The organism is Leclercia sp. UBA7405 (assembly GCF_037152215.1).
GTDB classification, from domain to species: Bacteria; Pseudomonadota; Gammaproteobacteria; order Enterobacterales; family Enterobacteriaceae; genus Enterobacter; species Enterobacter pneumoniae.
This window is the reverse complement of record NZ_JBBCMR010000001.1, coordinates 986704-1012748: the sequence shown is the minus strand read 5'-3', so window position 1 is coordinate 1012748 and position 26045 is coordinate 986704. Positions and strand designations below refer to the sequence as shown.

At 54.2% G+C, this 26045-nt stretch carries 30 protein-coding genes and 1 other annotated feature; of the genes, 13 read left to right on the top strand and 17 right to left on the bottom strand.

Going from position 1 to position 26045, the window contains the following annotated elements; translation table 11 throughout:
• The first annotated feature begins 93 nt into the window (after positions 1-93).
• The 7 genes from aroH (at position 94) to WFN75_RS04880 (ending at position 7217) form a co-directional block, all read left to right on the top strand.
• The gene (aroH, locus tag WFN75_RS04910; RefSeq protein WP_046885991.1) at positions 94-1140 is read left to right on the top strand and encodes a 3-deoxy-7-phosphoheptulonate synthase AroH; all 1047 of its coding nucleotides are present in this window, start codon (positions 94-96) and stop codon (positions 1138-1140) included.
• A 170-nt stretch (positions 1141-1310) separates the two neighbouring features.
• Positions 1311-1505 carry a hemin uptake protein HemP gene (gene hemP / locus WFN75_RS04905; RefSeq protein WP_040075988.1) on the top strand — a complete coding sequence of 65 codons (195 nt, stop codon included), beginning with the start codon at positions 1311-1313 and terminating at the stop codon, positions 1503-1505.
• 68 nt (positions 1506-1573) lie between these two features.
• Positions 1574-3559 (top strand): TonB-dependent hemoglobin/transferrin/lactoferrin family receptor, encoded by a 1986-nt coding sequence (locus WFN75_RS04900; RefSeq protein WP_336995688.1) that lies wholly within the window; start codon positions 1574-1576, stop codon positions 3557-3559.
• A gap of 47 nt (positions 3560-3606) precedes the next feature.
• On the top strand, positions 3607-4635 hold the full coding sequence (locus WFN75_RS04895; protein WP_263616722.1) for a hemin-degrading factor: 1029 nt from the start codon (positions 3607-3609) through the stop codon (positions 4633-4635).
• A complete protein-coding gene (locus WFN75_RS04890) occupies positions 4632-5453 on the top strand; it encodes a heme/hemin ABC transporter substrate-binding protein (RefSeq protein WP_336995687.1) in 822 nt (273 codons plus the stop codon). Before WFN75_RS04895 ends, WFN75_RS04890 begins: the two co-directional genes overlap by 4 nt.
• Positions 5453-6445, top strand: coding sequence for a FecCD family ABC transporter permease (locus WFN75_RS04885; protein WP_336995686.1), 993 nt, complete (start codon positions 5453-5455; stop codon positions 6443-6445). The genes WFN75_RS04890 and WFN75_RS04885 overlap by 1 nt, the downstream gene beginning before the upstream one ends.
• Positions 6438-7217, top strand: a complete 780-nt coding sequence (locus tag WFN75_RS04880; RefSeq protein ID WP_336995685.1) for a heme ABC transporter ATP-binding protein — start codon at positions 6438-6440, stop codon at positions 7215-7217. Before WFN75_RS04885 ends, WFN75_RS04880 begins: the two co-directional genes overlap by 8 nt.
• On the opposite strand, the gene selO is transcribed toward WFN75_RS04880, so the two are convergent.
• From selO to thrS, 14 genes are all read right to left on the bottom strand, one after another.
• Complete coding sequence (gene selO / locus WFN75_RS04875) at positions 7214-8656, bottom strand: protein adenylyltransferase SelO (RefSeq protein ID WP_336995684.1); 1443 nt, start codon at positions 8654-8656, stop codon at positions 7214-7216. The two genes, WFN75_RS04880 and selO, sit on opposite strands and share 4 nt — an antisense overlap.
• A gap of 54 nt (positions 8657-8710) precedes the next feature.
• Positions 8711-9430 carry an EAL domain-containing protein gene (locus WFN75_RS04870; RefSeq protein WP_046885915.1) on the bottom strand — a complete coding sequence of 240 codons (720 nt, stop codon included), beginning with the start codon at positions 9428-9430 and terminating at the stop codon, positions 8711-8713.
• A gap of 270 nt (positions 9431-9700) precedes the next feature.
• A complete protein-coding gene (locus WFN75_RS04865; protein WP_040075998.1) occupies positions 9701-10165 on the bottom strand; it encodes a C40 family peptidase in 465 nt (154 codons plus the stop codon).
• Positions 10166-10238: 73 nt separating this feature from the next.
• The gene (gene btuD / locus WFN75_RS04860) at positions 10239-10994 is read right to left on the bottom strand and encodes a vitamin B12 ABC transporter ATP-binding protein BtuD (RefSeq protein ID WP_336995683.1); all 756 of its coding nucleotides are present in this window, start codon (positions 10992-10994) and stop codon (positions 10239-10241) included.
• Positions 10994-11545, bottom strand: a complete 552-nt coding sequence (locus WFN75_RS04855; RefSeq protein WP_046885913.1) for a glutathione peroxidase — start codon at positions 11543-11545, stop codon at positions 10994-10996. The genes btuD and WFN75_RS04855 overlap by 1 nt, the downstream gene beginning before the upstream one ends.
• Positions 11546-11581: 36 nt before the next feature.
• On the bottom strand, positions 11582-12562 hold the full coding sequence (gene btuC, locus WFN75_RS04850) for a vitamin B12 ABC transporter permease BtuC (protein WP_040076002.1): 981 nt from the start codon (positions 12560-12562) through the stop codon (positions 11582-11584).
• Positions 12563-12663: 101 nt separating this feature from the next.
• A complete protein-coding gene (gene ihfA, locus WFN75_RS04845) occupies positions 12664-12963 on the bottom strand; it encodes an integration host factor subunit alpha (RefSeq protein ID WP_006820203.1) in 300 nt (99 codons plus the stop codon).
• A 4-nt stretch (positions 12964-12967) separates the two neighbouring features.
• Positions 12968-15355 (bottom strand): phenylalanine--tRNA ligase subunit beta, encoded by a 2388-nt coding sequence (pheT, locus tag WFN75_RS04840; protein ID WP_336995682.1) that lies wholly within the window; start codon positions 15353-15355, stop codon positions 12968-12970.
• Between the two features lie 15 nt (positions 15356-15370).
• The gene (gene pheS / locus WFN75_RS04835; RefSeq protein WP_040076004.1) at positions 15371-16354 is read right to left on the bottom strand and encodes a phenylalanine--tRNA ligase subunit alpha; all 984 of its coding nucleotides are present in this window, start codon (positions 16352-16354) and stop codon (positions 15371-15373) included.
• 62 nt (positions 16355-16416) lie between these two features.
• Positions 16417-16541: a sequence feature (Phe leader region), on the bottom strand.
• On the bottom strand, positions 16492-16536 hold the full coding sequence (gene pheM, locus WFN75_RS04830; protein WP_001386830.1) for a pheST operon leader peptide PheM: 45 nt from the start codon (positions 16534-16536) through the stop codon (positions 16492-16494). It overlaps the preceding feature by 45 nt.
• A gap of 235 nt (positions 16542-16776) precedes the next feature.
• Entirely contained in the window at positions 16777-17133 is a 357-nt protein-coding gene (gene rplT, locus WFN75_RS04825; RefSeq protein ID WP_000124850.1) for a 50S ribosomal protein L20, read from the bottom strand.
• Between the two features lie 51 nt (positions 17134-17184).
• A complete protein-coding gene (gene rpmI, locus WFN75_RS04820; protein WP_003030583.1) occupies positions 17185-17382 on the bottom strand; it encodes a 50S ribosomal protein L35 in 198 nt (65 codons plus the stop codon).
• A gap of 97 nt (positions 17383-17479) precedes the next feature.
• On the bottom strand, positions 17480-18022 hold the full coding sequence (infC, locus tag WFN75_RS04815) for a translation initiation factor IF-3 (protein WP_059287945.1): 543 nt from the start codon (positions 18020-18022) through the stop codon (positions 17480-17482).
• A gap of 3 nt (positions 18023-18025) precedes the next feature.
• The gene (gene thrS / locus WFN75_RS04810) at positions 18026-19954 is read right to left on the bottom strand and encodes a threonine--tRNA ligase (protein ID WP_040076006.1); all 1929 of its coding nucleotides are present in this window, start codon (positions 19952-19954) and stop codon (positions 18026-18028) included.
• A gap of 312 nt (positions 19955-20266) precedes the next feature.
• Here thrS and yncL point away from each other — a divergent pair, with 312 nt between their 5' ends.
• On the top strand, positions 20267-20359 hold the full coding sequence (gene yncL, locus WFN75_RS04805; protein WP_156132618.1) for a stress response membrane protein YncL: 93 nt from the start codon (positions 20267-20269) through the stop codon (positions 20357-20359).
• A 98-nt stretch (positions 20360-20457) separates the two neighbouring features.
• Positions 20458-20565 (top strand): small membrane protein YniD, encoded by a 108-nt coding sequence (yniD, locus tag WFN75_RS04800; protein ID WP_154298868.1) that lies wholly within the window; start codon positions 20458-20460, stop codon positions 20563-20565.
• Between the two features lie 179 nt (positions 20566-20744).
• Here the strand turns inward: yniD and WFN75_RS04795 are convergent, their stop codons facing one another.
• Together WFN75_RS04795 and WFN75_RS04790 are read right to left on the bottom strand one after the other, a co-directional pair.
• Positions 20745-20978, bottom strand: coding sequence for a hypothetical protein (locus WFN75_RS04795; RefSeq protein WP_040076008.1), 234 nt, complete (start codon positions 20976-20978; stop codon positions 20745-20747).
• A 255-nt stretch (positions 20979-21233) separates the two neighbouring features.
• Positions 21234-21992, bottom strand: coding sequence for a DUF481 domain-containing protein (locus WFN75_RS04790; RefSeq protein WP_212477934.1), 759 nt, complete (start codon positions 21990-21992; stop codon positions 21234-21236).
• A gap of 292 nt (positions 21993-22284) precedes the next feature.
• Between WFN75_RS04790 and pfkB the strand changes: the two genes are divergently transcribed.
• The 3 genes from pfkB to WFN75_RS04775 all read left to right on the top strand — a co-directional run bounded on the left by pfkB (position 22285) and on the right by WFN75_RS04775 (position 24558).
• Positions 22285-23217, top strand: a complete 933-nt coding sequence (pfkB, locus tag WFN75_RS04785; protein WP_046885908.1) for a 6-phosphofructokinase II — start codon at positions 22285-22287, stop codon at positions 23215-23217.
• Positions 23218-23304: 87 nt separating this feature from the next.
• Complete coding sequence (gene ghoS / locus WFN75_RS04780; protein WP_207293584.1) at positions 23305-23592, top strand: type V toxin-antitoxin system endoribonuclease antitoxin GhoS; 288 nt, start codon at positions 23305-23307, stop codon at positions 23590-23592.
• Positions 23593-23697: 105 nt separating this feature from the next.
• Positions 23698-24558 carry a fructosamine kinase family protein gene (locus WFN75_RS04775; protein WP_040076013.1) on the top strand — a complete coding sequence of 287 codons (861 nt, stop codon included), beginning with the start codon at positions 23698-23700 and terminating at the stop codon, positions 24556-24558.
• 37 nt (positions 24559-24595) lie between these two features.
• On the opposite strand, the gene WFN75_RS04770 is transcribed toward WFN75_RS04775, so the two are convergent.
• A complete protein-coding gene (locus tag WFN75_RS04770) occupies positions 24596-25132 on the bottom strand; it encodes a YniB family protein (protein ID WP_207293583.1) in 537 nt (178 codons plus the stop codon).
• A 137-nt stretch (positions 25133-25269) separates the two neighbouring features.
• On the opposite strand from WFN75_RS04770, the gene hxpB reads away from it, so the two are divergent.
• Entirely contained in the window at positions 25270-25938 is a 669-nt protein-coding gene (gene hxpB / locus WFN75_RS04765) for a hexitol phosphatase HxpB (protein WP_336995681.1), read from the top strand.
• Positions 25939-26045 lie beyond the last annotated feature (107 nt).

Here is a 26045-nt window from a genome sequence, read left to right as displayed (position 1 = left end):
GCCCTGCACTTGAAATCAGCGGGGATTGGTTTAAGGTGATGCCCATCACTTCCCGGTAGTTTGCCGATGAAGCACAAAATTCTGAGATATTCCATGAATAAAACCGATGAACTCCGCACGGCGCGCATTGACACTCTCGTCACGCCAGCCGAACTGGCCGAGCGCTATCCTCTCTCTGCCGCCGTGGCAGAAAATGTGACAACGTCACGAAAACGTATCGAAAAAATCCTTAATGGCGACGACCCTCGCCTGCTGGTAATTGTTGGCCCTTGTTCCATCCACGATCTTGATGCCGCTATCGACTATGCCCAACGGCTGAAAGTGCTGCGTGACAAACATCAGGCCCGGCTTGAGATCGTCATGCGTACTTACTTTGAAAAACCGCGCACGGTGGTGGGCTGGAAGGGGCTGATTTCCGATCCCGATCTGAATGGTAGCTACCGCGTTAATCAGGGTATTCAACTGGCGCGTAAACTGCTGCTGCAGGTGAACGAGCTTGGCATGCCGACGGCCACCGAATTTCTCGATATGGTGACCGGACAGTTTATCGCCGACCTCATTAGCTGGGGCGCAATCGGCGCCCGTACGACGGAGAGCCAGATCCACCGTGAAATGGCCTCAGCGCTCTCCTGCCCTGTGGGCTTTAAAAATGGCACCGACGGCAATACCCGTATCGCCGTAGACGCGATTCGCGCGGCGCGGGCTAGCCATATGTTCCTCTCGCCGGATAAAAACGGTCAGATGACGATCTACCAGACCAGCGGCAACCCGTACGGTCACATTATTATGCGCGGCGGCAAAAAGCCGAATTATCATGCCCAGGATATTCATGAGGCGTGTGAAACGCTGCGTGAATTTGACCTGCCGGAGCAGCTGGTTGTCGACTTCAGCCACGGTAATTGCCAGAAACAACACCGTCGCCAGCTGGAGGTTTGCGATGACATTTGCCAGCAGATCCGCAGCGGCTCCACCGCCATCGCCGGCATTATGGCTGAAAGCTTTATCAAGGAAGGGACGCAAAAAGTGGTGGTCGGTCAGCCGATTGCTTACGGCCAGTCCATTACCGATCCGTGCCTCAGCTGGGAAGATACTGAGCTGCTGATTGAAAAGCTCGCTGCCGCGGTTGATACCCGGTTTTAAACTAATACCCGGCCTTTGCGCCGGGTTTCTCCGCGCTTAATCTCCTCATTTTCTTCACATTTGTCGGTAATCCGATCCTCTCGCGCTTTTTTGGTAAAAACGCTTGCCGTGTCAGATCTTTTGTTGATAATGATTATCATTGTTACATTGATTGCTATTTTGAAAACACTATGTCACGTATGGATAACACTGCAGCAACGCTTTCTCGTCCTGAAGACAAAACACAGCCTGCGCCCGATGCAGCCGATCGTCGTATCAGCAGTAAAACGCTGCTGGGCGATGAAGGCCGCGTCATTATCGAGCATGACGGCCAGCAGTATCTGCTGCGTCAAACCCATGCCGGAAAATTAATCCTGACAAAATAAAAAACCTCGCCAGCCACCCAGGTCATCCCCAGGCAGCCAGCGCTTTCATATCCTTATGGAGAGTTGCTATGCCATACCTGCATTCCGCGTCCTGGCGCCCGTCGCTGCTGGCGCTGGCGATTTTCAGTACCCTGCCCGGCGCCGCTTTTGCTGCTGCGGAGGAGATGACCGTCACCGCCACGGGCAACGCCCGGAGCACCTTTGAAGCCCCGATGATGGTGAGCGTTATTGATGCCACCGCCCCTGAGAATCAGACCGCCAGCTCTGCCGCCGATTTGCTGCGTCAGGTACCGGGGATAACCCTCGACGGTAGTGGTCGCACTAACGGCCAGGACGTGAACCTGCGCGGTTACGATCGTCGTGGCGTACTGATCCTGGTAGATGGGGTGCGTCAGGGGACCGATACCGGTCATCTTAACAGCACTTTTCTCGATCCCGCCCTTATTAAGCGCATCGAAGTGGTGCGTGGCCCCTCCGCCCTGCTGTACGGCAGCGGCGCGCTGGGGGGCGTGATTGCTTACGATACGGTGAATGCCAGCGATCTGCTGGAGGCGGGAAAAAACAGCGGATATCGTGTATTCGGCACCGCCGCCACCGGGGATCATAGCCTGGGCATGGGCGCCAGCGCCTTTGGCCGTACCGACACCCTCGACGGCCTTCTCTCCTGGTCCAGCCGCGACCGGGGCGATATTCGTCAGAGCGACGGTAATACCGCGCCCAACGATGAATCCATCAATAACATGCTGGCAAAAGGGAGCTGGAAAATTGATAGCGCTCAGACCCTGAGCGGAATGCTGCGTTACTACAATAATGCCGCGCAGGAGCCAAAAAATCCGCAAACGCCAGGCGAAGTGGATAGCAGCAACCCCATGACCGACCGTTCCACTATTCAGCGTGACGCCCAGCTTGGCTATAAGATTGCGCCGGCGGGTAACGACTGGCTGAATGCGGATGCCAAAGTATACTGGTCAGAAGCCCGCATCAACGCGCAAAACCTCGATGACACCGGCGAATTCCGCAAACAGACCACCAAAGGCGGGAAAGTAGAAAACCGCTCCCGCCTGTTCAGCGACTCCTTCGCCTCTCATTTACTGACTTACGGCGGCGAGTATTACCGTCAGGAGCAGAACGCATCTGGCGCTGCGACAGGCTTCCCGGATGCGAAAATCGACTTCAGCTCAGGCTGGTTGCAGGATGAAATCACCCTGCGCGATCTGCCGGTCACCCTTCTTGGCGGTACCCGCTATGACAACTATCGCGGAAGTAGCGACGGCTATGAAGATGTGGATGCGCATAAGTGGTCATCCCGTGCCGGGTTAACCGTTAGCCCAACCGACTGGCTGATGCTGTTTGGCTCGTATGCCCAGGCCTTCCGCGCCCCAACCATGGGTGAGATGTATAACGATGAGAAACACTTCTCCATCGGCAGTTTCTACACCAACTACTGGGTACCAAACCCGAATCTGCGACCAGAAACCAACGAAACGCAGGAGTATGGTTTTGGTCTGCGCTTTGACAATCTCTGGCTTGGCAACGATGCGCTGGAGTTCAAAGCCAGCTACTTTGATACCAACGCCAAAGACTACATCTCGACCACCGTCGATTTTGCCGCTGCGACCACCATGTCCTACAACGTGCCGAATGCCAAAATCTGGGGCTGGGACGTGATGGCAAAATATTCCGCCGACCTGTTTAGCCTCGACATGGCCTATAACCGCACCCGCGGCAAAGATACCGACACCGGGGAGTACATCTCCAGCATCAACCCGGACACTGTCACCAGTAAACTGAACATACCGGTGGCCCAGAGCGGCTTCTCCGTCGGCTGGATCGGCACCTTTGCCGACCGTTCAACCCACGTTAGCAGCAGCTACAGTAAGCAGCCTGGCTACGCGGTAAATGACTTCTACGTCAGCTACGAAGGACAGGCGCAGTTGAAAGGTGTTACCACCACGCTGGTGCTGGGCAACGCCTTCGACAAAGAGTACTGGTCACCGCAGGGCATCCCGCAGGATGGCCGTAACGGTAAGATCTTCGTAAGTTATCAGTGGTAATCCCCTTGCCCCGGTTCGCCGGGGTCTTTATTCGGAAGGAAGAGACAATGAATGACTACACACGCTGGCTTGCGCTAAAAGAAGAACATCCGGGTAAATATGCTCGCGACATCGCAGGCATGATGAGTATCAGCGAAGCAGAACTCACCTCTGCGCGCGTGGGGCATGATGCCTGGCGTCTGCAGGGCGAGATCCGCGAGATCCTCGGCGCGCTGGAGGCCGTGGGAGAAACAAAGTGTATTTGCCGTAATGAATATGCGGTTCACGAGCAGGTCGGTGCCTTCAGCAATCAGCATCTTAAGGGTCACGCCGGGCTGGTGCTGAATCCGCGGGCCCTGGATCTGCGCCTGTTCCTCGGCCAGTGGGCCAGCGCCTTCCATATTAGCGAGGTCAACGCCCGGGGCGCGCGTCAGAGCATCCAGTTTTTTGACCATCAGGGCGATGCGCTATTGAAGGTTTACGCCACCGACAAGACTGACGTTGCCGCCTGGGGCGACCTGCTCACGCGCTTTATCTCTGCCGACAATCCGCCGCTGACGCTCAAACCGGCCGACGCCGTCACCTACGCCGAAGGGGCAGATGCCGCTACCCTGGATAAAGAATGGCGCGCCATGACCGATGTGCATCAGTTCTTTGGTCTGTTGAAACGCCATAACCTGAGCCGCCAGCAGGCCTTCCGTCTGGTGAGTGACGATCTGGCCTGCCGGGTGGATAACAGCGCCCTGAGCAGACTGCTGGAGACCACCCGTCAGGACGGCAACGAAATTATGGTTTTTGTCGGCAATCGTGGCTGCGTGCAGATTTTCACGGGTGCGGTCGAAAAAGTGGTGCCGATGAAAGGCTGGCTAAATATCTTTAACCCGACTTTCACCCTCCATCTGCTGGAAGAGACCATCGCAGAAACCTGGGTGACCCGTAAACCCACCGCCGACGGTCACGTCACCAGCCTTGAGCTCTTTGCGGCCGATGGGACGCAAATCGCCCAGCTTTATGGCCAGCGCACCGAAGGGGAGCCTGAGCAGACCCAGTGGCGGACTCAGATCGACACCCTGCTGCCTAAGGGGCTGGCCGCATGAAAAGACTGTTGGTCCTGATCGCCGCCTTGCCGCTGACGGTTTTTGCCGCCACTCCGCAAAAAATCGTCGCCCTCGGGGGCGACGTTACCGAGATCGTCTATGCCCTGGGTGCGCAGTCGTCGCTGGTAGCGCGAGACAGTACCAGCCTGTGGCCCGCCGAGGCGAAATCATTGCCGGACGTGGGCTATTTGCGTCAGCTCAATGCCGAAGGGATCCTCGCCATGCGCCCGACGCTGGTGCTGGCCAGCGATCAGGCGCAACCCTCTCTGGCCCTGAAGCAGGTTGAACAAAGCCGCGTCGCGGTGGTCACGGTGCCAGGTAACCCTGAGCTGAGCGCGATCGATGAGAAAGTGCGGATCGTGGCCAAGGCGACGCACCGGGAAGCTGAAGGCGAGGTTCTGCGCAACAGGCTGCGCGCGCAGCTGGCTGCGCTGCCTGACTCTTCGCTTCACAAGCGTGTCCTTTTCATACTGAATCACGGGGGAATGACCGCGATGGCCGCAGGCCAGCAAACCGCTGCCGATGCGGCGATCCGTGCCGCCGGATTGCAAAATGCGATGCAGGGATTTACCCGCTATCAGCCCCTTTCGCAAGAAGGGGTGATCGCCAGCCAACCCGATCTGGTGGTGATCTCGCAGGACGGCGTGAAAGCGCTGGGCGGCGAGGATAACCTGTGGACGTTACCCGGGCTGGCACAAACCCCGGCCGGGCGTCATAAACAGCTTCTGGTTATTGACGATATGGCGCTGCTTGGCTTTAGCGTTCGCACGCCGCAGGCCATCCAGCAGCTGCGTACCAAAGCCGGGCAACTCCCCTGATGTCCCGTAAAATCACGCTCTCGCTATGGTTACTGGCACTTTCGCTGGCCCTCGCGACCCTGATTGCTACCGGTTTTGGCGCGTTGCGCCTGCCGGTAAGTCTCATCTGGAGCAGGGGTGACGACGCTCTGCGCCAGATTTGGTTTACCATCCGTTTGCCCCGCGTATTGCTGGCGCTGGTGATTGGCGGCTCGCTGGCGTTGGCAGGCTGCGTGATGCAGGGGTTGTTTCGTAACCCCCTCGCCGATCCGGGTCTGCTGGGGATCAGTAGCGGTGCGGCGTTAGCTGTGGCTTTATGGGTGGTCTTACCGCTCTCTTTACCCGCGCTGTTGATGCTCTACGCGCCAATGCTGGCAGCGTTTGTCGGCGCTCTGGCAGCCACCGGAGTGATCTTTATCCTGAGCCAGCAGCGCGACAGTTCGCTGTCTCGCTTGCTGCTGGTGGGGATCGCGATCAATGCCCTGTGCGGTGCCGCAGTGGGTGTATTGTCGTGGGTCAGTAACGATGCCCAGCTACGCCAACTCTCGCTGTGGGGCATGGGTAGCCTGGGCCAGGCCCAGTGGTCAACGCTACTGGCCATCACTTCCCTGATGATCCCCACGGTGTTAATTATCTGTCGGTTGGCGTCGGCGCTTAACGTGCTGCAGCTGGGCGATGAAGAAGCACACTACCTCGGCATTGAGGTGCGGATGGTGCAGCGGATTTTACTGCTCTGCAGCGCCCTGCTGGTGGCTGCTGCCGTGGCGGTAAGCGGCGTGATTGGCTTTATCGGACTGGTGGTTCCCCATCTGTTGCGCATGTGGCTGGGTTCCGATCATCGGGCGGTGATCCCAGGCTCCGTGTTGGCGGGAGCATTGCTGCTGTTGATCGCCGATACGGCCGCCCGTACGCTGGTGGCGCCTGCGGAGATGCCGGTTGGCCTGCTGACCAGCCTCCTCGGCGCCCCCTGGTTCCTGTGGCTGATCTTCCGCCGGGGAGGGCACCATGGCTGAGACGTTTGTCGCACAAAACCTGACTTATCGCGTGGCGGATCGGACGGTGATCCGCAACATCTCTCTCACTCTGGCACCGGGTGAACTGGTGGCGCTGATTGGCCCCAACGGAGCGGGGAAATCGACGTTATTGCGGCTGCTGACCGGCTACCTGAAGCCCGAGGCCGGGCAGTGCAAACTCGAGGGTAAAGACCTGGCACACTGGAGCGCACCGGCCCTTTCGCGTACCCGGGCGGTGATGCGCCAGCTCACCCAGCCTGGTTTTGACTGGCCGGTTGAAGCGGTCGTCGCCATGGGGCGTACCCCCTGGGGCTTAACGCCGGACAGATCGATAATCACCCAGGTCATGCAGCTGACCGGCAGCCTGCCGCTGGCCGGGCGTTCTTATTCGGCGCTCTCCGGCGGTGAGCAGCAGCGGGTGCAACTTGCCCGCGCGCTGGCGCAGCTCTGGCGCAACGGGGCGCCCCGAGGCTGGCTGTTTCTGGATGAACCTACCTCAGCGCTGGATCTTTACCACCAGCAACACATACTGCGTTTATTGAAGCGTTTGACAGGGCACGGGCATCTGCATGTGTGCATTGTCCTGCACGATCTGAACCTCGCCGCGCTGTGGGCAGATCGTGTGTTGTTGCTGCACAACGGCGATCTCGTTGCCGGGGGAACAGCGCAGCATGTTTTACAAGCTGATACCCTCACCCGCTGGTATGGCGCTGAGATCCACGTTGGTACGCATCCTGCCAGCGCCACGCCGCAGGTTTTTCTTGCCCCTTAGCTTGAGCAACTCACTTCCAGCCGCTTGCCCCAGTCCGGTGGGCGGCTGACGTAGTCATCATCCCGTTCGGCAAACGGCGTACGAAGCGCCTCATGTAGACGATGGAGTTCGGCATAATCCCCCTGCTCTGCCTGCTCGATAGCGCGCTGTGCCAGCCAGTTACGCAGTATCATTGCCGGGTTGACGGCGTTCATTTGCGTCTGTCGGGCAGCATCGTCCGCATCTTCCAGCTGTAAGCGCGCGCGGTAGAGGGCGAACCACTGGTCGAAGGCCTGGCGGTCAATAAATTCATCCCGCAGCGGGGACGCCGCGCTCTGGCGCTCCGTCTGGCCCAGCATGCGGAAGGTTCGCGTATAGTCACTGCCCTCTTTTGCCATCAGCGTAAACAGCCCGTTCAGGAGGGTGTTATCGCCCTTCTCCTGACGCATCAGCCCCAGTTTGCGGCGCATCAGTTTACCGTACTGCTGCAGCAACACCTCCTGATACTCATCGAGCGCATCATTGAGGGCATCCACGTCGATAAACGGCGATAACGACTGGGCCAGCCGTTGCAGGTTCCATAATCCCACGGACGGCTGGTTATCGAAGCTATAGCGTCCCTGATAATCGGAGTGGTTACAGATAAAACCGGGCTGGTAATCATCCAGAAAACCGTATGGGCCATAATCAAAAGTCAGACCCAGTATCGACATGTTATCGGTATTCATTACCCCGTGCGCAAAACCGATCGTCTGCCAGCAAGCCATTAGCGAGGCGGTGCGGGCGACAACATCACGGAACCAGAGCCGATACTTATCGGCATCGTTCTGCAGGTGGGGCCAGTGATGGGCAATAACGAAATCCGCCAGCTGTCGCACTTTTTCTGGCTCACGGCGATAGTAAAAGTGTTCAAAATGACCGAAACGCACATGGCTTTGGGCTATACGCATCAGCATCGCACCCTGCTCCACCGATTCACGTGATACCGGGGTATCGCTGGTGACGATCGATAAAGCACGGCTGGTGGGCACGCCCAGCGCGTGCATCGCCTCGGAAGCGAGGGCTTCCCGGATGGTTGAGCGCAGAACGGCTCGCCCATCCCCCATGCGGGAGTAAGGCGTCAGACCAGCCCCTTTCAGGTGCCAGTCGACCGTCTGACCATTCGCAAGCTGCTGTTCGCCCAGCAGGATGCCACGACCATCGCCGAGTTGTCCGGCCCAGACGCCAAACTGATGGCCGCTATAGACCTGTGCCAGCGGCTTCATGCCCGGGAGCAGCGTTTCGCCTCCCCAGACGCCAGCCCCTTCGGCTGGGGTAAACAGTGATGCAGGGATACCCAGTTCGTCCGCCAGGGCGGCGTTATGCCAGACCAGACGAGCATTGCTGAGCGGCGTGGGTTTCAGCGCGGTGTAAAAACCTGGCAGTTCATCATGCCAGTGAGAAGTAAAAGACAGGGTCATAGATCCTCCTGCCTTTAGTGTAGTGCGTTTATCCGGTGTTAAACACGGGGTAACCTAAGGGTTATCCTGCACCAGAGAGGTGATGTTTTCTACAGATACCGGGGGCCACAGACTCCCCTGCATGGCGCTAAAGCCAAAACCCGACAGACGCTGCAAGGTCTCTTTGTCATCCACTCCAGCCACCATCACCGACTGACAATAAGGTGAAACCTGCATCATGATGGCCCGGATAAAGGGTTCAAACGTTCGATCAGTTAAATGTTGTTGAATGAAGTTTTTATCCAGCGCCACGCGATTAAACAATCCATCGAAAATGGCTTTGGTGGAGGCATCACCCGCACCAAAATTGGCTAATACCAGTGGAAAGCGAAGCGCGAAGTTCATCAAACTGGTATTTTCTTTTCCTTTATTAAGTTCAGGATAATTCTCATTAACAGTAAACTCGAGTGACGGGTAACGTTCACAAATTGCAATACCATTACCTTCGCTAATTAACCAGGTTACGACCGTAGGGGTAATATTTATCCATGCGGTCAGCTGATGTTGAATAAAAAAGAGTTTACAGCTATCGAGCAGTAACAACTTTTCCTGAAACAGCTCAATCTCTTGCCTGGCCGTGAGATACGGCATAACCAGTTCAGTCGGCATACGTACATTTGTAGCCACGCCAACAAAGTTGACGATTATTTCGATTCCGATTAGCGCCCCTGAATCATTGCGGGCTGGCACTATTAACAGCTCAGACTGATAAGCGTTATCCAGCGTAATTATCATTTTCCCGCCCCGTACTTATGACGCTATGTGTCATCCTGAAACATATAGATATGTAATTCAATATCATGGATTTTAATAGGAAGAATTTCATTAGTTCCGTTATAATTTTAGGAGTTTCCTTAGACTCGAAATAATCTTATCCTGGATATCCATTAATAGCCAGTTTTTGATAAGCAACGCATTTACGGCTAATTATTACAACAGAAAATAACGTCGTTGAAAGAATATTGCGGGACTTTTAAAGCGAGAGCGCCTTGCGGCGCTACCCATTTATATACGTCTGGCCTGCCAGAAATTTTTACGCCAGTAGACATTATCCAGCGACGAGCGCATCACGCCGCGGCTGGTAGAAGCGTGAATAAACTGGTTGTCGGTATCATAAATACCGACGTGAAGCCCACTCTCGCCCGACCCGGTTTTGAAAAAAACCAGATCCCCTGGGAGCAGGTCATCTTTATTAATTTCGGTGCCTATTTCAGCCTGTTTACGCGTCTCCCGGGGGAGTTGCAAATCAAACTTGTCGCGGAAGGTCATTAACACAAAGCCCGAGCAGTCCACCCCGCCACGACTCATCCCGCCATAGCGGTAAGGTGTGCCGCGCCAGTTTTGCAACTGATCGTTTAGGTTAGCAATGACCGTGATCGAGTCAGAGAGGCGCGCGTTTGGCGGTGGCGCACGATGGCTACTGCACCCGGCCAGAAATAGCGCCACCACAAGGGGAAACCAGAATCGCATTCCAGACGAATCCTCTGCTTTTTTTGTTCTTTCCGTAATTTAGCCTGTCTTAGCGCTACGGCGCAACCTGCGCTTATTCCTGTCCGGTGGAAATGATCATTCTGTGACCTTCGATATCCAGCCGGCGGAATGGCATCCCGTAGGCGCGGGCAAGATTAGGCGGGGTTAAAACCTTGTCTCGCGCGCCGCTGGCGAGCAACTCGCCGCGCTTTAATAGCCATACGCGGTGGGCATGCCGCAACGTATGATTAAGATCGTGGCTGCTCATCACAATGGCGATCCCCTGCTGCGAGAGCGCGCTGAGCGCTCTGTCGAGCGCTACCTGCTGCGCAACATCAAGGCTGGTCATTGGCTCATCCAGCAGCAGTAACTGGCCGTGTGGGTTACCTGACGGATGAATTTGCAGGATCACTGCAGCCAGGCGCACTCGCTGCCACTCGCCGCCGGAGAGCTGATTGACATTGCGGGTGAGCTTATCCTTAACGCCCAGCGCGTCCGCAACTTCCAGCAGTAACGACTCCTGGGCTTTATCGTGCTGATGCAGCATCAAATAGTGCCAGACCGGCATGGCAAACGGCGGGGTTTGCTGCTGAACCAGCCAGGCGCGTCGAGTGGCAAGCGAGGCTGGCGACCAGTCGGCCAGCGGTTTATCCTGAAAAAGGATCTCCCCTGCACCGTCTGACAACCCTGACATCCGGCTCAGCAAGGTGCTTTTACCAGCGCCGTTCGGCCCCACAAGGTGAATAATCTCCCCTGCGTTGACCTGCACATCGATCGGCCCCAGCCTGTTCGCCACCGCAACGCCGTTGAGCTGCATCAGCGCCGTCATTAGCTGGCCAGTGCCTTCTCAATGGCGGCAGTGATTTGCGGATCGTCTGGCGTCATATCCGGTGAAAAGCGCTGAATGACCTGTCCGTCGCGGCCAATGAGGAATTTCTCGAAGTTCCAGAGAATATCGTCCGGATAGAGCGGCGCGCGACCTTTGCTTGCCATTCGCTCGTAAAAACCGCTGCCCTCTGGAGCGACGGCCGCAGGAGCCGCAGCGATAAGCTTCTGGTAGAGAGGATGACGCTGCTCTCCGTTAACCTCTACCTTACTGAACATCGGGAACGTCACGCCATAAGTCGTGCTGCAGAAGGTCTTGATCTCTTCTTCGCTGCCTGGCTCTTGTCCCAGAAACTGATTGCACGGGAAGCCGAGTACGGTGAAGCCCTCTTGTTCTTTGCTCTTTTGCAGCGCTTCCAGCTGTTCATACTGCGGCGTAAGGCCACATTTTGATGCCACGTTCACCACCAGCAAAACGTTACCTTTATAGCTTTCCAGGGTGGTCTTTTCCCCATCGATGGTCGTCACTTCAGTATGCAAAATATCTGTCGACATAGTTTTACCTCAGGTTGTGTTTCAGGTTGGCGGCGATTAACGTCCGGCCTTTAAGAGTAGCCAGATAAACACCGGTGCGCCCAATGTCGCAGTCACGACACCGATGGGCAGTTCTGCAGCATTCAGCGCCAGCCTGGCGATGATATCGGCCAGCAGCAATATGGCCCCCCCGGCCACCGCCGCGGCAGGTAGCAACAGACGATGATCGGTGATACCGGCTAAGCGCAGCATGTGTGGAATGACAAGACCAATAAATCCGATGGCACCCGCCAGCGCCACGCTGACGCCCACCATCCAGCCGATAGCCATCACCAGCGTGTTACGCCAGAAGGTCAGCGGCAGGCCGAGCTGGCGCGCGGAGGTCTCTCCCAGCACTAACATATTCAGCGGCGAGGCTTGCAGGCACGCCCAGAGAATCACAGGTATCAGCAGTAGCATCAACCAGCCTTGACTCCAGTCGACACCACCAAAGCCCCCCATCATCCAGTACATTAGCTGGCGAAGGTCAAACGAGGTGGAGAAATAGACCGCCCAGGTCATGAGGGCGCTACAGATAATGCCCAGCGCCACGCCTGCCAACAGCAGACGACTGGAGGAGAGATGTTTGCGGGCGAAGCGCAGCAGGATAGTGGTAATGATCAGCGCGCCGAGAATGGCGTAGAGGCTTAGCGCCGTCCCCGAGAGCGCCCCGCCCCCCAGCATGACTGCCGCAATCAGACCCACACCGGCACCGTTTGAGACGCCCAACAGACCGGGCTCGGCGAGGGGATTATCAAACAGCGCCTGCATAATGGTGCCGCTCAGGGCCAGAGCCGCCCCCACCAACACCACCGCCAGGGTACGCGGAAGCCGTATTTGCCAGATGTAAAGACGCGCGTCATCACTAAACCAGGCCTGCGGCGAAATCCACTGCTCACCCGCACACAGGCTAAACCCCAGTGCCGCCACCAGCGCCACTATCAGCAACAGTAATTTTCGCAGATCGGCGCGGTATTGATGACGGGCGAATTCGGGCATGGGTATCATTATGCGAATGAATGAGGTGATTGATTTTACGGTGGGTTTACAACAGCGCAAAGAAAAAAGGCCGCAAAAGCGGCCTTTTTAGTTAGTTCATATCACTCTGCTTTTGGCGAAGCGTTTTCGACACGGCTTTTTAACTTCTGTCCGGGTCTGAAGGTCACCACGCGGCGGGCTGTAATGGGAATATCTTCCCCCGTCTTCGGGTTACGGCCCGGACGTTGGTTTTTGTCTCGCAAATCAAAATTGCCAAAGCCGGAGAGTTTTACCTGCTCACCATTTTCCAGAGCACGACGGATCTCTTCGAAAAACAGCTCTACCAGCTCTTTAGCATCCCGTTTGCTAAGCCCAAGCTTATCAAACAGATATTCTGACATTTCAGCTTTTGTAAGCGCCATAGGTTCAATCCCTCAATGATGCCTGGAATCGCTCTTTTAATGCCTCTACACATTTGGCAACGGTAGCGGCAATCTCCTCTTCTTCGAGTGTACGGCCGGTATCCTGAAGGATCAGGCTGATAGCCAGGCTCTTAAAGCCCTCTGCTACGCCCTTGCCGCGGTACACGTCAAATAAGTTTACGCCAACTACCTGATTTACGCCAACTTTCTTACATTCGGCCAAAATATCTGCGGCAGGCACGTTTTCGGCCACCACAACAGCGATATCACGACGGTTCGCCGGGAAGCGAGAAACGTCCTGAGCCTGAGGAATAACGCGGTCTGCAACCTTGTTCCACTCCAGCTCAAACGCCAGCGTACGGCCATTCAGGTCCAGTTTACGCTCAAGCTCCGGATGGATAACGCCAATGACACCAACGCGTTCTCCCTGCAGATAAATTGCCGCACACTGGCCCGGATGCAGGGCTGGAATAGCTTCAGCACGGAACTCAATTTCGGATAATTTACCGGTCAGATCGAGCACGGACTCGAGGTCACCTTTCAAATCGTAGAAATCAACGCTGTTTTTCGTCAGATCCCAGTGCTCTTCGTAGCGGTTGCCGCAAATGGCGCCGGCCAGCATCAGATCCTGACGGATACCGAGATCAGCCTGGGTATCCGGTACGAAACGCAGGCCGGTTTCAAAGATACGTACGCGGCTCTGCTGACGGTTCTGGTTATAAACGATGGTGCTCAGCAGACCGGTCAGCAATGACAAGCGCATTGCAGACATTTCGCTGGAGATCGGGCTTGGCAAAATCAGCGCTTCTTCACCTGGATGAACCAGCTGCTGCACTTTCGGATCGACAAAGCTATAGGTGATGACTTCCTGGTAGCCTTTGTCGTTAAGCATGGTTTTCACACGCTTCAGGGACAGGTCAGCTTCGCGGTGCGAGCCCATGACCAGACCCGCCTGAACAGGGGCGTCAGGAATGTTGTTGTAGCCATAGACGCGGGCAACTTCCTCAACCAGATCCTCTTCGATCTCCATATCGAAACGCCAGCTTGGGGCAACAGCCTGCCACTGATCCTGACCTTCGGTCACTTCGCAGCCCAGACGGCGAAGAATATCACCTACCTGCGCATCGGCAATGTGGTGACCAATCAGGCGATCCAGCTTGCTGCGGCGCAGCGTAATGGTTGCACGCTTCGGCAGGGTCGCTTCGTGAGTGACATCGATAACCGGGCCTGCTTCGCCGCCGCAGATATCGAGCAGCAAGCGTGTCGCACGCTCCATCGCTTTATACTGCAGTGCAGGATCCACACCACGCTCGTAGCGGTGAGACGCATCGGTGTGCAGGCCGTGACGACGTGCACGACCGGTGATGGAGAGCGGACTGAAGAACGCACACTCCAGCAGCACGTTCTGCGTTTCATCATTAACCCCAGAGTGCTCCCCACCAAAGATGCCGCCCATGGCCAGCGCTTTGTTATGGTCAGCAATTACCAGCGTATCGGCATTCAGTTTGGCTTCGGTGCCGTCCAGCAGAACCAGGGTTTCGCCCTCTTTCGCCATACGCACCACGATGCCGCCTTCGATACGATCTTTATCGAACGCGTGCATCGGCTGACCCAGCTCCAGCAGAACGTAGTTAGTGACGTCAACGACGGCATCGATAGAGCGAATGCCGCAACGACGAAGCTTCTCTTTCATCCACAGCGGAGTTGGCGCTTTCACGTTGATGCCTTTGACCACACGCCCCAGGTAGCGCGGACAGGCGTCTGCAGCTTCAACCTGGATAGGCAGCGTGTCGCTGATGGTCGCTTCAACAGGCACGATTTCTGGTACGTTCAGCTCGGTCTGATTCAGCACGGCGACGTCACGTGCCACACCGATAATACCTAAGCAATCCGCACGGTTTGGCGTAACGCTAATTTCGATTGTGTTGTCATCGAGTTTCAGGTACTCACGAATGTCGGTACCGACAGGCGCATCGGCCGGCAATTCGATAATACCGTTATGATCGTCGGAAATACCCAGCTCAGAGAAGGAGCAAAGCATGCCTTCGGAAGGCTCGCCGCGCAGTTTTGCGGCTTTAATTTTGAAGTCACCCGGCAGTACGGCGCCGATGGTCGCCACCGCAACTTTCAGCCCCTGGCGACAGTTAGGTGCGCCGCAGACGATATCCAGCAGGCGTTCGCCGCCTACGTTGATCTTGGTAACACGCAATTTATCGGCGTTAGGGTGCTGACCGCACTCCACCACTTCGCCCACTACCACGCCGTTGAAAGCGCCCGCAACCGGCTCAACGCCGTCCACTTCCAGGCCAGCCATGGTGATCTGGTTAGAAAGCGCTTCGCTGTCGAGAGAGGTATTCACCCATTCGCGTAGCCACAGTTCACTGAATTTCATTGTTCTGTCCTGCCCTTATTTAAACTGTTTGAGGAAACGCAGATCGTTCTCGAAGAAAGCGCGTAAGTCGGTTACGCCGTAACGCAGCATGGTCAGTCGCTCCATACCCATGCCGAACGCAAAGCCGGAGTAAACTTCCGGATCGATGCCCACGTTGCGCAGTACATTCGGATGCACCATACCGCAGCCCAGCACTTCCAGCCATTTGCCGTTTTTACCCATCACATCCACTTCAGCGGAGGGTTCGGTGAACGGGAAGTAGGACGGACGGAAACGCACCTGCAGATCCTCTTCAAAGAAGTTATTCAGGAACTCGTGCAGCGTGCCCTTCAGGTTGGTGAAGCTGATGTTCTTATCAACGATCAGACCTTCCATCTGGTGGAACATCGGGGTGTGAGTCTGGTCGTAATCGTTACGGTAAACACGGCCCGGCGCGATGATGCGAATCGGTGGTTGCTGGTTTTTCATGGTGCGAATCTGTACGCCAGAGGTCTGGGTACGCAGCAGACGGGTCGCATCAAACCAGAAGGTGTCGTGGTCGGCACGTGCCGGGTGGTGACCCGGAATGTTCAGGGCATCGAAGTTATGGTAGTCATCTTCAATTTCCGGCCCGGTGGCGACGGTAAAGCCCAGTTCACCGAAGAAACTTTCAATACGGTCAATGGTGCGGGTAACCGGGTGCAAGCCACCGTTCTCTACGCGGCGACCTGGCAGGGAGACGTCGATGGTCTCTGCAGCGAGACGGGCGTTCAGCGCGGCATTTTCTAAATCGGCTTTACGCGCATTCAGAACTTGCTGGACCTGCTCTTTGGCTTCGTTAATCACTGCGCCTGCAGCTGGACGCTCTTCCGGCGGCAGCTCACGCAGGGTGGTCATCTGAAGAGTCAGATGCCCTTTCTTGCCCAGGTATTCGACGCGGACGTTGTCTAACGCGGCAACATCTGAGGCCTGGTTAATGGCAGCCGTTGCACTGGCAACCAGCTCTGCGAGATGTGACATGGTTTTCCTCATTATGTCGGTGCAGACACCGATTTGGTGGACTTAATCTCTCGAATTTAGACACAAAAAAAGCCTCCATCGGGAGGCTTAATTGGCGCTGTTTTTCGTTTCATCTTTCACGCGCTAGCCTCCTGAATTCAGGTGCTAAAGTAAAAGAAGAAGCGGAAAATAGCAGCATTCATGCTTGCGTTACCTTGTGTGGAAAAACCGTTAAGCGCTTATTGAAAAGCCTGCACGGATAAATGTCAATGTTCTGATAAGGTTATACCCCAAATAATTCACGTTGTAACAAGGCGGCAAGAGAGAGAATCCTCAGGCCCTTACATCAGTGACTGAAGTGAACGAACGCAGCCAATGCAGGTACAGCTTGAAGTATGACGGGTATATGAAAAGAGGGAGCAAAGCCCCCTCTTTCAACTGGCTTATGCCAGAGCTGCTTTCGCTTTTTCGACCAGAGCGGTGAACGCTACTTTGTCGAATACTGCGATGTCAGCCAGGATCTTACGGTCGATTTCAACAGAGGCTTTTTTCAGGCCGTTGATGAATTTGCTGTAAGAAATACCGTTCTGACGTGCTGCTGCGTTGATACGCGCAATCCACAGTTGACGGAACTGACGCTTACGCTGACGACGGTCACGGTAAGCGTACTGACCTGCTTTGATAACAGCCTGGAAGGCAACGCGGTAAACGCGTGAACGCGCACCGTAGTAGCCTTTAGCTTGTTTCAAAATTTTCTTGTGACGTGCACGTGCAATTACACCACGTTTTACGCGAGCCATATGTGCTCTCCTGTATCTATATTCTTAGTAAAAAAATTAAACGTTAACGGCTTATGCGTACGGCAGGCACGCGATAACCAGACCCAGATCGCCTTTAGAAACAAGGCCTTTTGGACGCAGGTGACGTTTACGCTTAGTAGATTTTTTGGTCAGAATATGACGCAGGTTTGCGTGCTTACGCTTAAATCCACCACCACCGGTTTTTTTGAAGCGCTTAGCAGCACCGCGTACGGTCTTAATTTTTGGCATCTTAATAACTTCCACTTCGCATTGTTAAATAAACGAAACATAGGCGAGCAAAACCTATGAGGCCCGAAGGCTCCACAGATTTTGCTGCTTGAAGGCCTTACTGTTTCTTCTTAGGAGCGAGCACCATGATCATCTGGCGGCCTTCGATCTTCGTAGGGAAGGATTCGACTACTGCCAGTTCACTCAGATCTTCACGGACGCGGTTAAGCACTTCCATACCGATCTGTTGGTGGGCCATCTCACGACCGCGGAAACGCAGTGTGATCTTGGCCTTATCGCCATCTTCCAGAAAGCGAATCAGGCTGCGGAGTTTTACCTGATAATCGCCATCGTCGGTACCAGGACGGAATTTGATTTCCTTAACCTGGATAACTTTTTGCTTCTTCTTCTGTTCCTTAGAAGACTTACTCTTTTCATAAAGGAACTTGCCGTAGTCCATGATACGACAAACTGGCGGTTCGGCGTTAGGGCTGATTTCAACTAAATCTACTCCAGCTTCTTCAGCCTTTTCGATTGCTTCTCTCAGACTCACAATCCCCAGCTGCTCGCCTTCCAGACCTGTTAAGCGAACTTCCTGGGCGCGAATCTCGCCATTGATACGATTCGGACGTGCCGTTTGAACTCGTTTTCCGCCTTTAATACCTTATTCCTCCAGTTGTTGAAGACTGCGGCTGCGAATCTCTTGTTGCAGCTTCTCAATCACTTCACTTACGTCCAGGCTCCCCAGGTCTTTACCACGGCGGGTGCGAACGGCAACTTTGCCTGCTTCCACCTCTTTATCACCACAGACCAACATATAAGGGACACGACGTAAAGTGTGCTCGCGGATTTTAAAGCCAATCTTCTCATTTCTCAAGTCCGCTTTTACGCGAATGCCCGCATTTTGTAGTTTCTGCGTCAATTCTTTAACGTAATCGGCCTGAGAATCGGTAATGTTCATGACCACGACCTGCACTGGCGCCAGCCAGGTTGGGAAGAAGCCAGCAAACTCTTCGGTCAGGATGCCAATGAAGCGCTCCAGAGAACCGAGGATTGCACGGTGAATCATAACCGGTACCTGACGCTCGTTGTCTTCGCCAACATAAGAGGCGCTTAAACGCTGCGGCAGGGAGAAGTCCAGCTGTACTGTTCCGCACTGCCATGCGCGATCGAGGCAGTCATACAGGGTAAATTCAATTTTAGGACCGTAGAAGGCGCCCTCACCCAGCTGGTATTCGAACGGGATACCGTTCTCTTCCAGCGCCACGGCGAGGTCCGCTTCCGCGCGATCCCAGGTCTCATCGCTACCGATACGTTTTTCCGGACGCGTTGAGAGTTTGACGACGATCTTCTCGAAGCCAAAGGTGCTATACATATCGTAGACCATACGAATACAGGCGTTAACTTCATCACGAACCTGATCTTCGGTACAGAAGATATGCGCATCATCCTGGGTAAAGCCACGTACACGCATCAGGCCATGCAGCGCACCTGATGGCTCGTTACGGTGACAGCTACCGAACTCAGCCATACGCAGCGGCAGGTCACGGTAGGATTTTAGACCCTGGTTGAAGATTTGCACATGACCCGGGCAGTTCATCGGCTTGATGCAGTATTCACGGTTCTCGGAAGAGGTAGTGAACATCGCATCTTTGTAGTTTTCCCAGTGGCCGGTTTTTTCCCACAGCACGCGGTCCATCATGAACGGGCCTTTCACTTCCTGGTACTGGTACTCTTTCAGCTTGGAGCGTACGAAGGTTTCCAGTTCGCGGAAGATGGTCCAGCCATCGTTGTGCCAGAACACCATGCCCGGTGCTTCTTCCTGCATATGATACAGGTCAAGCTGCTTACCGATTTTACGGTGGTCACGTTTTGCGGCCTCTTCCAGGCGCTGCAGGTAGGCATTCAGGGCTTTTTTGTCTGCCCAGGCCGTACCATAGATACGCTGCAACATTTTGTTGTTGCTGTCGCCACGCCAGTAAGCGCCGGCGATTTTCATCAGCTTAAAGTGATGACAGAAGCGCATATTCGGCACGTGCGGTCCACGGCACATGTCGACGTATTCTTCATGGTGGTACAAGCCAGGCTTGTCATCATGGGCGATGTTTTCGTCAAGAATAGAGACTTTATAGCTCTCGCCACGCTTCACGAAGGTTTCACGCGCTTCATGCCAGCTTACTTTCTTCTTGATGACATCGTAGTTGGTTTCAGCGAGCTCGTGCATACGCTTTTCGAGCGCGTCGATATCTTCCTGGGTCAGGGTGTGGTCAAGATCAACGTCATAATAGAAGCCGTTGTCGATAACCGGGCCAATCGCCATTTTGGTGTTGGGCCACAGCTGTTTGATGGCATGACCTAACAAATGCGCACAGGAGTGACGAATGATCTCCAGACCTTCTTCGTCTTTCGCAGTAATGATGGAGAGCTGCGCATCGTTTTCAATGAGATCGGAAGCATCAACCAGTTCGCCGTTCACGCGGCCGGCAATGGTGGCTTTCGCCAGACCTGGACCGATGTTCAGGGCGACATCCATTGGGCTTACAGCGTGGTCGAAATGGCGTTGGCTACCATCAGGAAGAGTAATAACAGGCATTTTATGTCCTTATTCGCAGTGATGCCCCACACATAAGAGCATATGCAAAGAGAATAATTTTACAGTTAACAGTGGATTACCGAACCATCTGACCAACAATCGTCAAATTGGCTTGTCATCCCGCACAAGATCGAAGGGTGTGGTTTCCCCTTTCGATCAGCATGCCGATGGTAACACTAACAAAAGAGTGAAAACACCCTCCCCGGAGAATGAGTCACTGGTACTTTTGTCTGAGATTCAAAGCGGGAACAGGCAAGGCGCAATTGCTGAGCTATCCTTGTACTGGTCCGTTAACAGATAATGGGGCGTCTTATGAATGTATCCAGTCGAACCGTGGTTATCCTGAACATTCTCTCCGCAGCGGGTGTGGTACTGATCCTGGCGAATAAATTTCACTGGTTTTAAGACATAACCTCTGCCGCGTTTTTCCCGAGTGAGTGGGTGGAAGCATCGTCAGGCGAAGTTTGATAAACTTCGTCGGGATTCGAACAGGGATGGAAACTATGCCAACGAAACGCTTTTCAAAAAAACACTGGAAAATGGTGCTGATACTTATCGCAATATGCGCTGCGATGTTGTTATTACGTTGGGCTGCGATGATTTGGGGATAATCCCCTCGTTTCGGGCAAGCGATCTTTACTTATATTTGCACTCTGTGCGCAGAACTAAAATTCAATTTTAAATATTTTAACCATTAATGCGAAAAATAAAAAAACCGGTACAACAAGATCCGGTTTTTTTTACTCGGCACGACGATGTGAAATCAACGGCCAGCCATTATTAGCATGTGTTAGGACCATTCACCCGCAACCAGAGTATGCACATCAAAGGCTTTGTCCATGGACTGCCCTGTGGACTGTGAACCCGGCGCGATGTTTGAACCTGCTTCAACGTCGGAAGCTTGAGTAATACCAATTTGGCTATTCATGTTACTGGCAGAGTCATAAACGGCATCGGCGGCAAATACGCCGAATGAAAGTGCAGAAAGCACAGTCACTGCAGCCGCAGTTGTAATTTTATTCATAACAGATATCTCACACAGAATTAATACAGAACAACTTGATAGGCTTTATATTGCCTGTGTTCACAGTGTAGATCTGGATCACACTTTTGCCTAGTCAAAATATTTATCAATTCGTGTCAAATAAACTGACAAAGCTCAGTCAAAGGAATGATGGAGGAAATATGGAGATATCAGCTACGCTAATATTTTAAAACGGCGTTTGTTATTTCCTGACACAGAATTAAAAACGGGCCAATATTAATTGGCCCGCCATTATTACATCTTGTAGCCCAGTGAGAGCGTGGTTCTGCGGTCAGTATGCTCTGGCGCAGACGACGGCGGCTCGGAGTTCCAGGTCACGTTGTAAGCGACTTTCAAACCGAAATGCTCGTTAATGGCAACGTTAAGCGCCGTTTCTGAGTTTGCGGTAGTATCCTCTGCACCAAAGACAGAAACACCCTGGGTAAATTTGGTGGTGTCTGTCATCTGCCAGGCGTAAGTCCCGGACGCATAACCCAGCGGCTGAGTTTCACTATCGCCGTCGGTATATTTGTCGTAACGTACACCCGGACCAAATTCAAAACGGAAGCTGTGAACCGGGCCACTCAGGAACTGACGACCGTAACCGACGGTCCCCACATCGCGCTCCTTATAGCCGTTGTAGCGGTCGGTCAGCCAGCTTGCCTGGCCAAACAGGTAATCCACATCAGTCAAATTGTAACGGCTACGTCCGCCCACCGCATATTTCTCGGAAGAGCGCTCATCGTTAGAAGAGGTGTTGCTGGCATTCCCCCACAGTGACCATGCGGTCGTATTACCGTACCAGGTCAGTGTGCTGTCAGCCGTCAGAGATGAGCTTTTCGTGTTACCGGATTGCGCCAGATAACCTGCGTTAAGGTTGCCTTCAAAAGGTTTCTGCGCAGTGGAGGGATCATCCATGACAGTAAAAACGGAATCATCGGCAGCTGCATACTGAGATACAAACATGCCCCCCGCTAACATCATCGCAGCGGGTACTGTCTTTAAGAGCTTCATTTATAAAGAGTCCGTACAACAAAAAAAGAGACCATCACGGTCCCGGAAACCTTCTTATGGATCAATAACAAGCCGCCCATCGAAAGGTAACAAATTATAAAAAGGCTCAAATAACATAGCAATGATTTCTTATTTCATTTTTTGAATAAGAACGATCCCAAACCCTTTAAAAAAATATAAATAGAAGCGACATCGCAAAAAAATATTTATATGAGAAATCATACTGTTATTTACTTTCGCAATCGGCTTATCGGTGCCAGGCTTAAGCTGCCCATACAAAATGGAGGTTAAAATGGTCCGAATCTTTACTTTAACGCTCTCCCCTTCACTGGATAGCGCGACCATCACCGCGCAGATCTACCCGGAAGGTAAATTACGCTGTAGCGCGCCCGTGTTCGAACCGGGCGGCGGTGGCATCAATGTCGCTCGCGCCATTACCCACCTGGGGGGCAAAGCGACAGCGATTTTCCCTGCAGGCGGGGCAACCGGCGAGCACCTGGTTACCCTGCTTGCGGATGAACAGGTTCCGGTTCAGACCGTGGATGCGCACGACTGGACACGGCAGAACCTGCATGTTCACGTGGAGTCTAACAGCGAGCAATACCGCTTTGTGATGCCCGGCGCCACATTGAGTGATGACGAGTTTCGCCAACTGGAAGAAAAAGTCCTCGCAATTGAAAGCGGATCCATCCTGGTTATTAGCGGTAGCCTTCCGCCAGGGGTCAAAACCGACAAACTCACGCAGCTCATTCAGGCCGCCCAGCGACAAGGTATTCGCTGCATTGTGGACAGCTCGGGTGATGCGCTTACCGCGGCGCTGGCACTCGGCGGGATTGAACTGGTGAAACCCAACCAAAAAGAGCTGAGCGCGCTGGTAAAACGCGATCTCACCCAGCCGGATGACGTCCGTACCGCCGCAGAAGAGCTGGTAAAAAGCGGCAAAGCACACCGCGTGGTGGTCTCCCTGGGTCCACAGGGAGCACTGGCCGTAGATGCCACTGGCTTCGTCCAGGTGGTGCCGCCCCCGATGAAAAGCCAGAGCACCGTCGGTGCCGGTGACAGTATGGTGGGCGCCATGACGCTCAAGCTGGCGCAGGGGGCATCGCTGCAGGAGATGACGCGCTACGGCGTCGCCGCAGGTAGCGCAGCCACCATAAATCAGGGCACCCGTCTCTGTTCTCTGGCGGACACCGATAAAATATATCAATACCTGGCGAAATCCTGATATTCCCCCTTCGGCCTGCCGGAGGGGTCGCCAAACCAGATGAATCGACTAAGCTAGAAAAATTTCATGATAACAATGAGGTGAAATATGAGCAGTGGTGACATCACCCGCTACGTCGTAACCGTAAAGGTCCACGAAGATTCGCTGACTGAACTGAACGAAATTAATAACCATCTTACCCGCAGCGGTTTTTTATTAACGCTCACGGATGATGAGGGCAATCTGCATGAACTCGGCCCCAATACCTTTGGTCTGGTGAGTCCACTTAGTCCGGATGAGGTAGAAGCGCTGGCGAAAGGGCTGGTGGCAAGTGCTACCGGTAAAGAGGCGACGGTTGAGATTGCCACCTGGGATGAGTGGCACAAGCAACAATAAGTGCCCTCGCTCGTACCAAACGGCGCAGATGTGCGTTAGTTCGTATTTTTTTACCACCAATTTACGCTAACTTTATGATCTGGCAGACAACATGGGAGAGAGCACATGTGGCAGGCTATCAGTCATCTTTTACGTGAACAACTGGGTGAAGGTGAAATTGAACTGCGTAACGAACTGCCAGGCGGAGAGATCCATGCCGCATGGCATCTGCGCTATGCGGGGCGCGACCTTTTCGTTAAATGCGATGAGCGGGAGTTACTGCCCATATTCACCGCCGAGGCCGATCAGCTGGAACTCCTCTCTCGCAGCAAAACGGTGAGCGTGCCGCAGGTCCTGGCCGTTGGAAGCGATCGCGATTACAGTTTTTTGGTGGTGGATTATCTCCCTCCCCGTCCGCTGGATGCCCACAACGCCTTTATTCTGGGGCAACAGATTGCACGGCTGCACCAGTGGAGCGACCAGCCTCAATTCGGCCTCGATTTTGATAACGATCTTTCCACCACGCCTCAGCCCAACGCCTGGCAGCGGCGCTGGTCTACTTTTTTTGCCGAGCAACGCATTGGCTGGCAGCTTGAACTGGCGGCTGAAAAAGGGCTGGAGTTCGGGAATATCGATACCATCGTGGAACATATCCGCCAGCGGCTCTCTTCCCATCAACCGCAGCCGTCGCTCCTGCATGGCGATCTCTGGTCAGATAACTGCGCGCTCGGCCCACAGGGGCCTTACATTTTTGACCCGGCCTGCTACTGGGGGGACAGGGAGTGTGACCTGGCGATGTTGCCGCTGCACCCAGAACAGCCGCCACAAATCTACGACGGTTACCAGTCGGTCTCTCCCCTGCCGGCAGACTTCCTTGAGCGCCAACCTATTTACCAGCTTTATACGCTGATGAACCGTGCGATCCTCTTTGGCGGACAGCATCTGGTCAATGCCCAAAAAGCGCTGGAAAGGGTACTGGCGGCCTGACGGAACTGCCGGGCAGCCAACCTGCCCGGCAATGCTCTTACAAAAACCCGAGCAGTGAAAAGAAGAAGTAGCCGCCAATAATCAAAATGACCGGCAGCACATAAAGCGGAAAGATTTGCAGGAAAATGGTGTGGTGTGGCACCACGATACGCGACTCAATCTGCTCCCGGCTCATCCCTTCTGCCCCTTTCGCTTTCTCCAGAATCAGCTGATCTTCAAGCCCCTCGCGCAGAAAACGAGTTTGCCGCCGCATACGGGCACCTGAAGCCTGTAACGCCAGCGCGACAAAAATAAGGACAAAGATAATCCAGAAACCGATATTCAGGCTCTGTTTGAAATCCGGAGTTGGGGAGTTAAACCAGAAAAAGTTAAGAAACGGCGTATTAAAACGCATCATCTCAATCATGACGTGAGCGAAGTCCAGCATGACGGCGTTTATACCGGCCTGCTTTTCGCTGTGGTCATACATAAATTTCAAAACAGAGATGATCGTGGAAATTACCGTTGGAATAAAAATCACCCAGCCCGCGATCTGCTTAAGAATGGCTATGCGTCCAGCTTGTTGATACGTCATTGGTTCCTCGTTATAGAGACGCTTACATAGTGGATAAGTCTACCTGCTGGTCGCCATTTTCGCCCGATCTTTGAGGACAATATGGTAAATTGCTGTGTACACCCACGGTGTTCGGCCCCCTTTATGGAGAAGTTATAATGTCAAACTCGCGTCAAATTATTGCTGCCATTTTTGATATGGATGGATTACTGATCGATTCCGAGCCGCTCTGGGATCGTGCTGAACTGGATGTCATGGCCAGCCTTGGCGTGGATATCAGCCGCCGCAATGAACTGCCGGATACCCTCGGTCTGCGGATCGACATGGTGGTGGAGTTGTGGTTTGCCCAGCAACCCTGGTCGGGTCCGAGCCGCGCCGAAGTCACCGACTTAATTATCAACCGCGCCATTGCGCTGGTTGAAGAGAGCCGCCCGCTGCTGGCAGGCGCGCGCGAAGCCGTCGCGCTCTGTAAAGCGCAGGGGTTACGGGTGGGTCTGGCATCCGCCTCGCCGCTTCATATGCTGGAAAAAGTGCTGGAGATGTTTGATCTGCACAGCAGCTTCGATGCGCTCGCATCGGCCGAAAAACTGCCTTACAGCAAACCGCACCCGCAGGTCTATATGGATTGTGCGGCTAAGCTGGGCGTCGATCCTACGGCGTGCGTCGCGCTGGAAGATTCCGTTAATGGCATGATCGCCAGTAAAGCGGCACGCATGCGCGCTATCGTGGTACCTGCCGAGGAGAATCAGCAGGACGCACGCTATGCGCTGGCCGATGTTAAACTTCACTCTCTAACGCAGCTAACCCCTGCCCACCTGCTCGGTTAATGCGGCACTGGGCAACCCAGGTTGCCCAGAAATGCGATCAATTTAAATATTTTAAAACGCCATTTCATTTTAGTTTGTATTTTCTATACGCCACTTCTATTCTTATC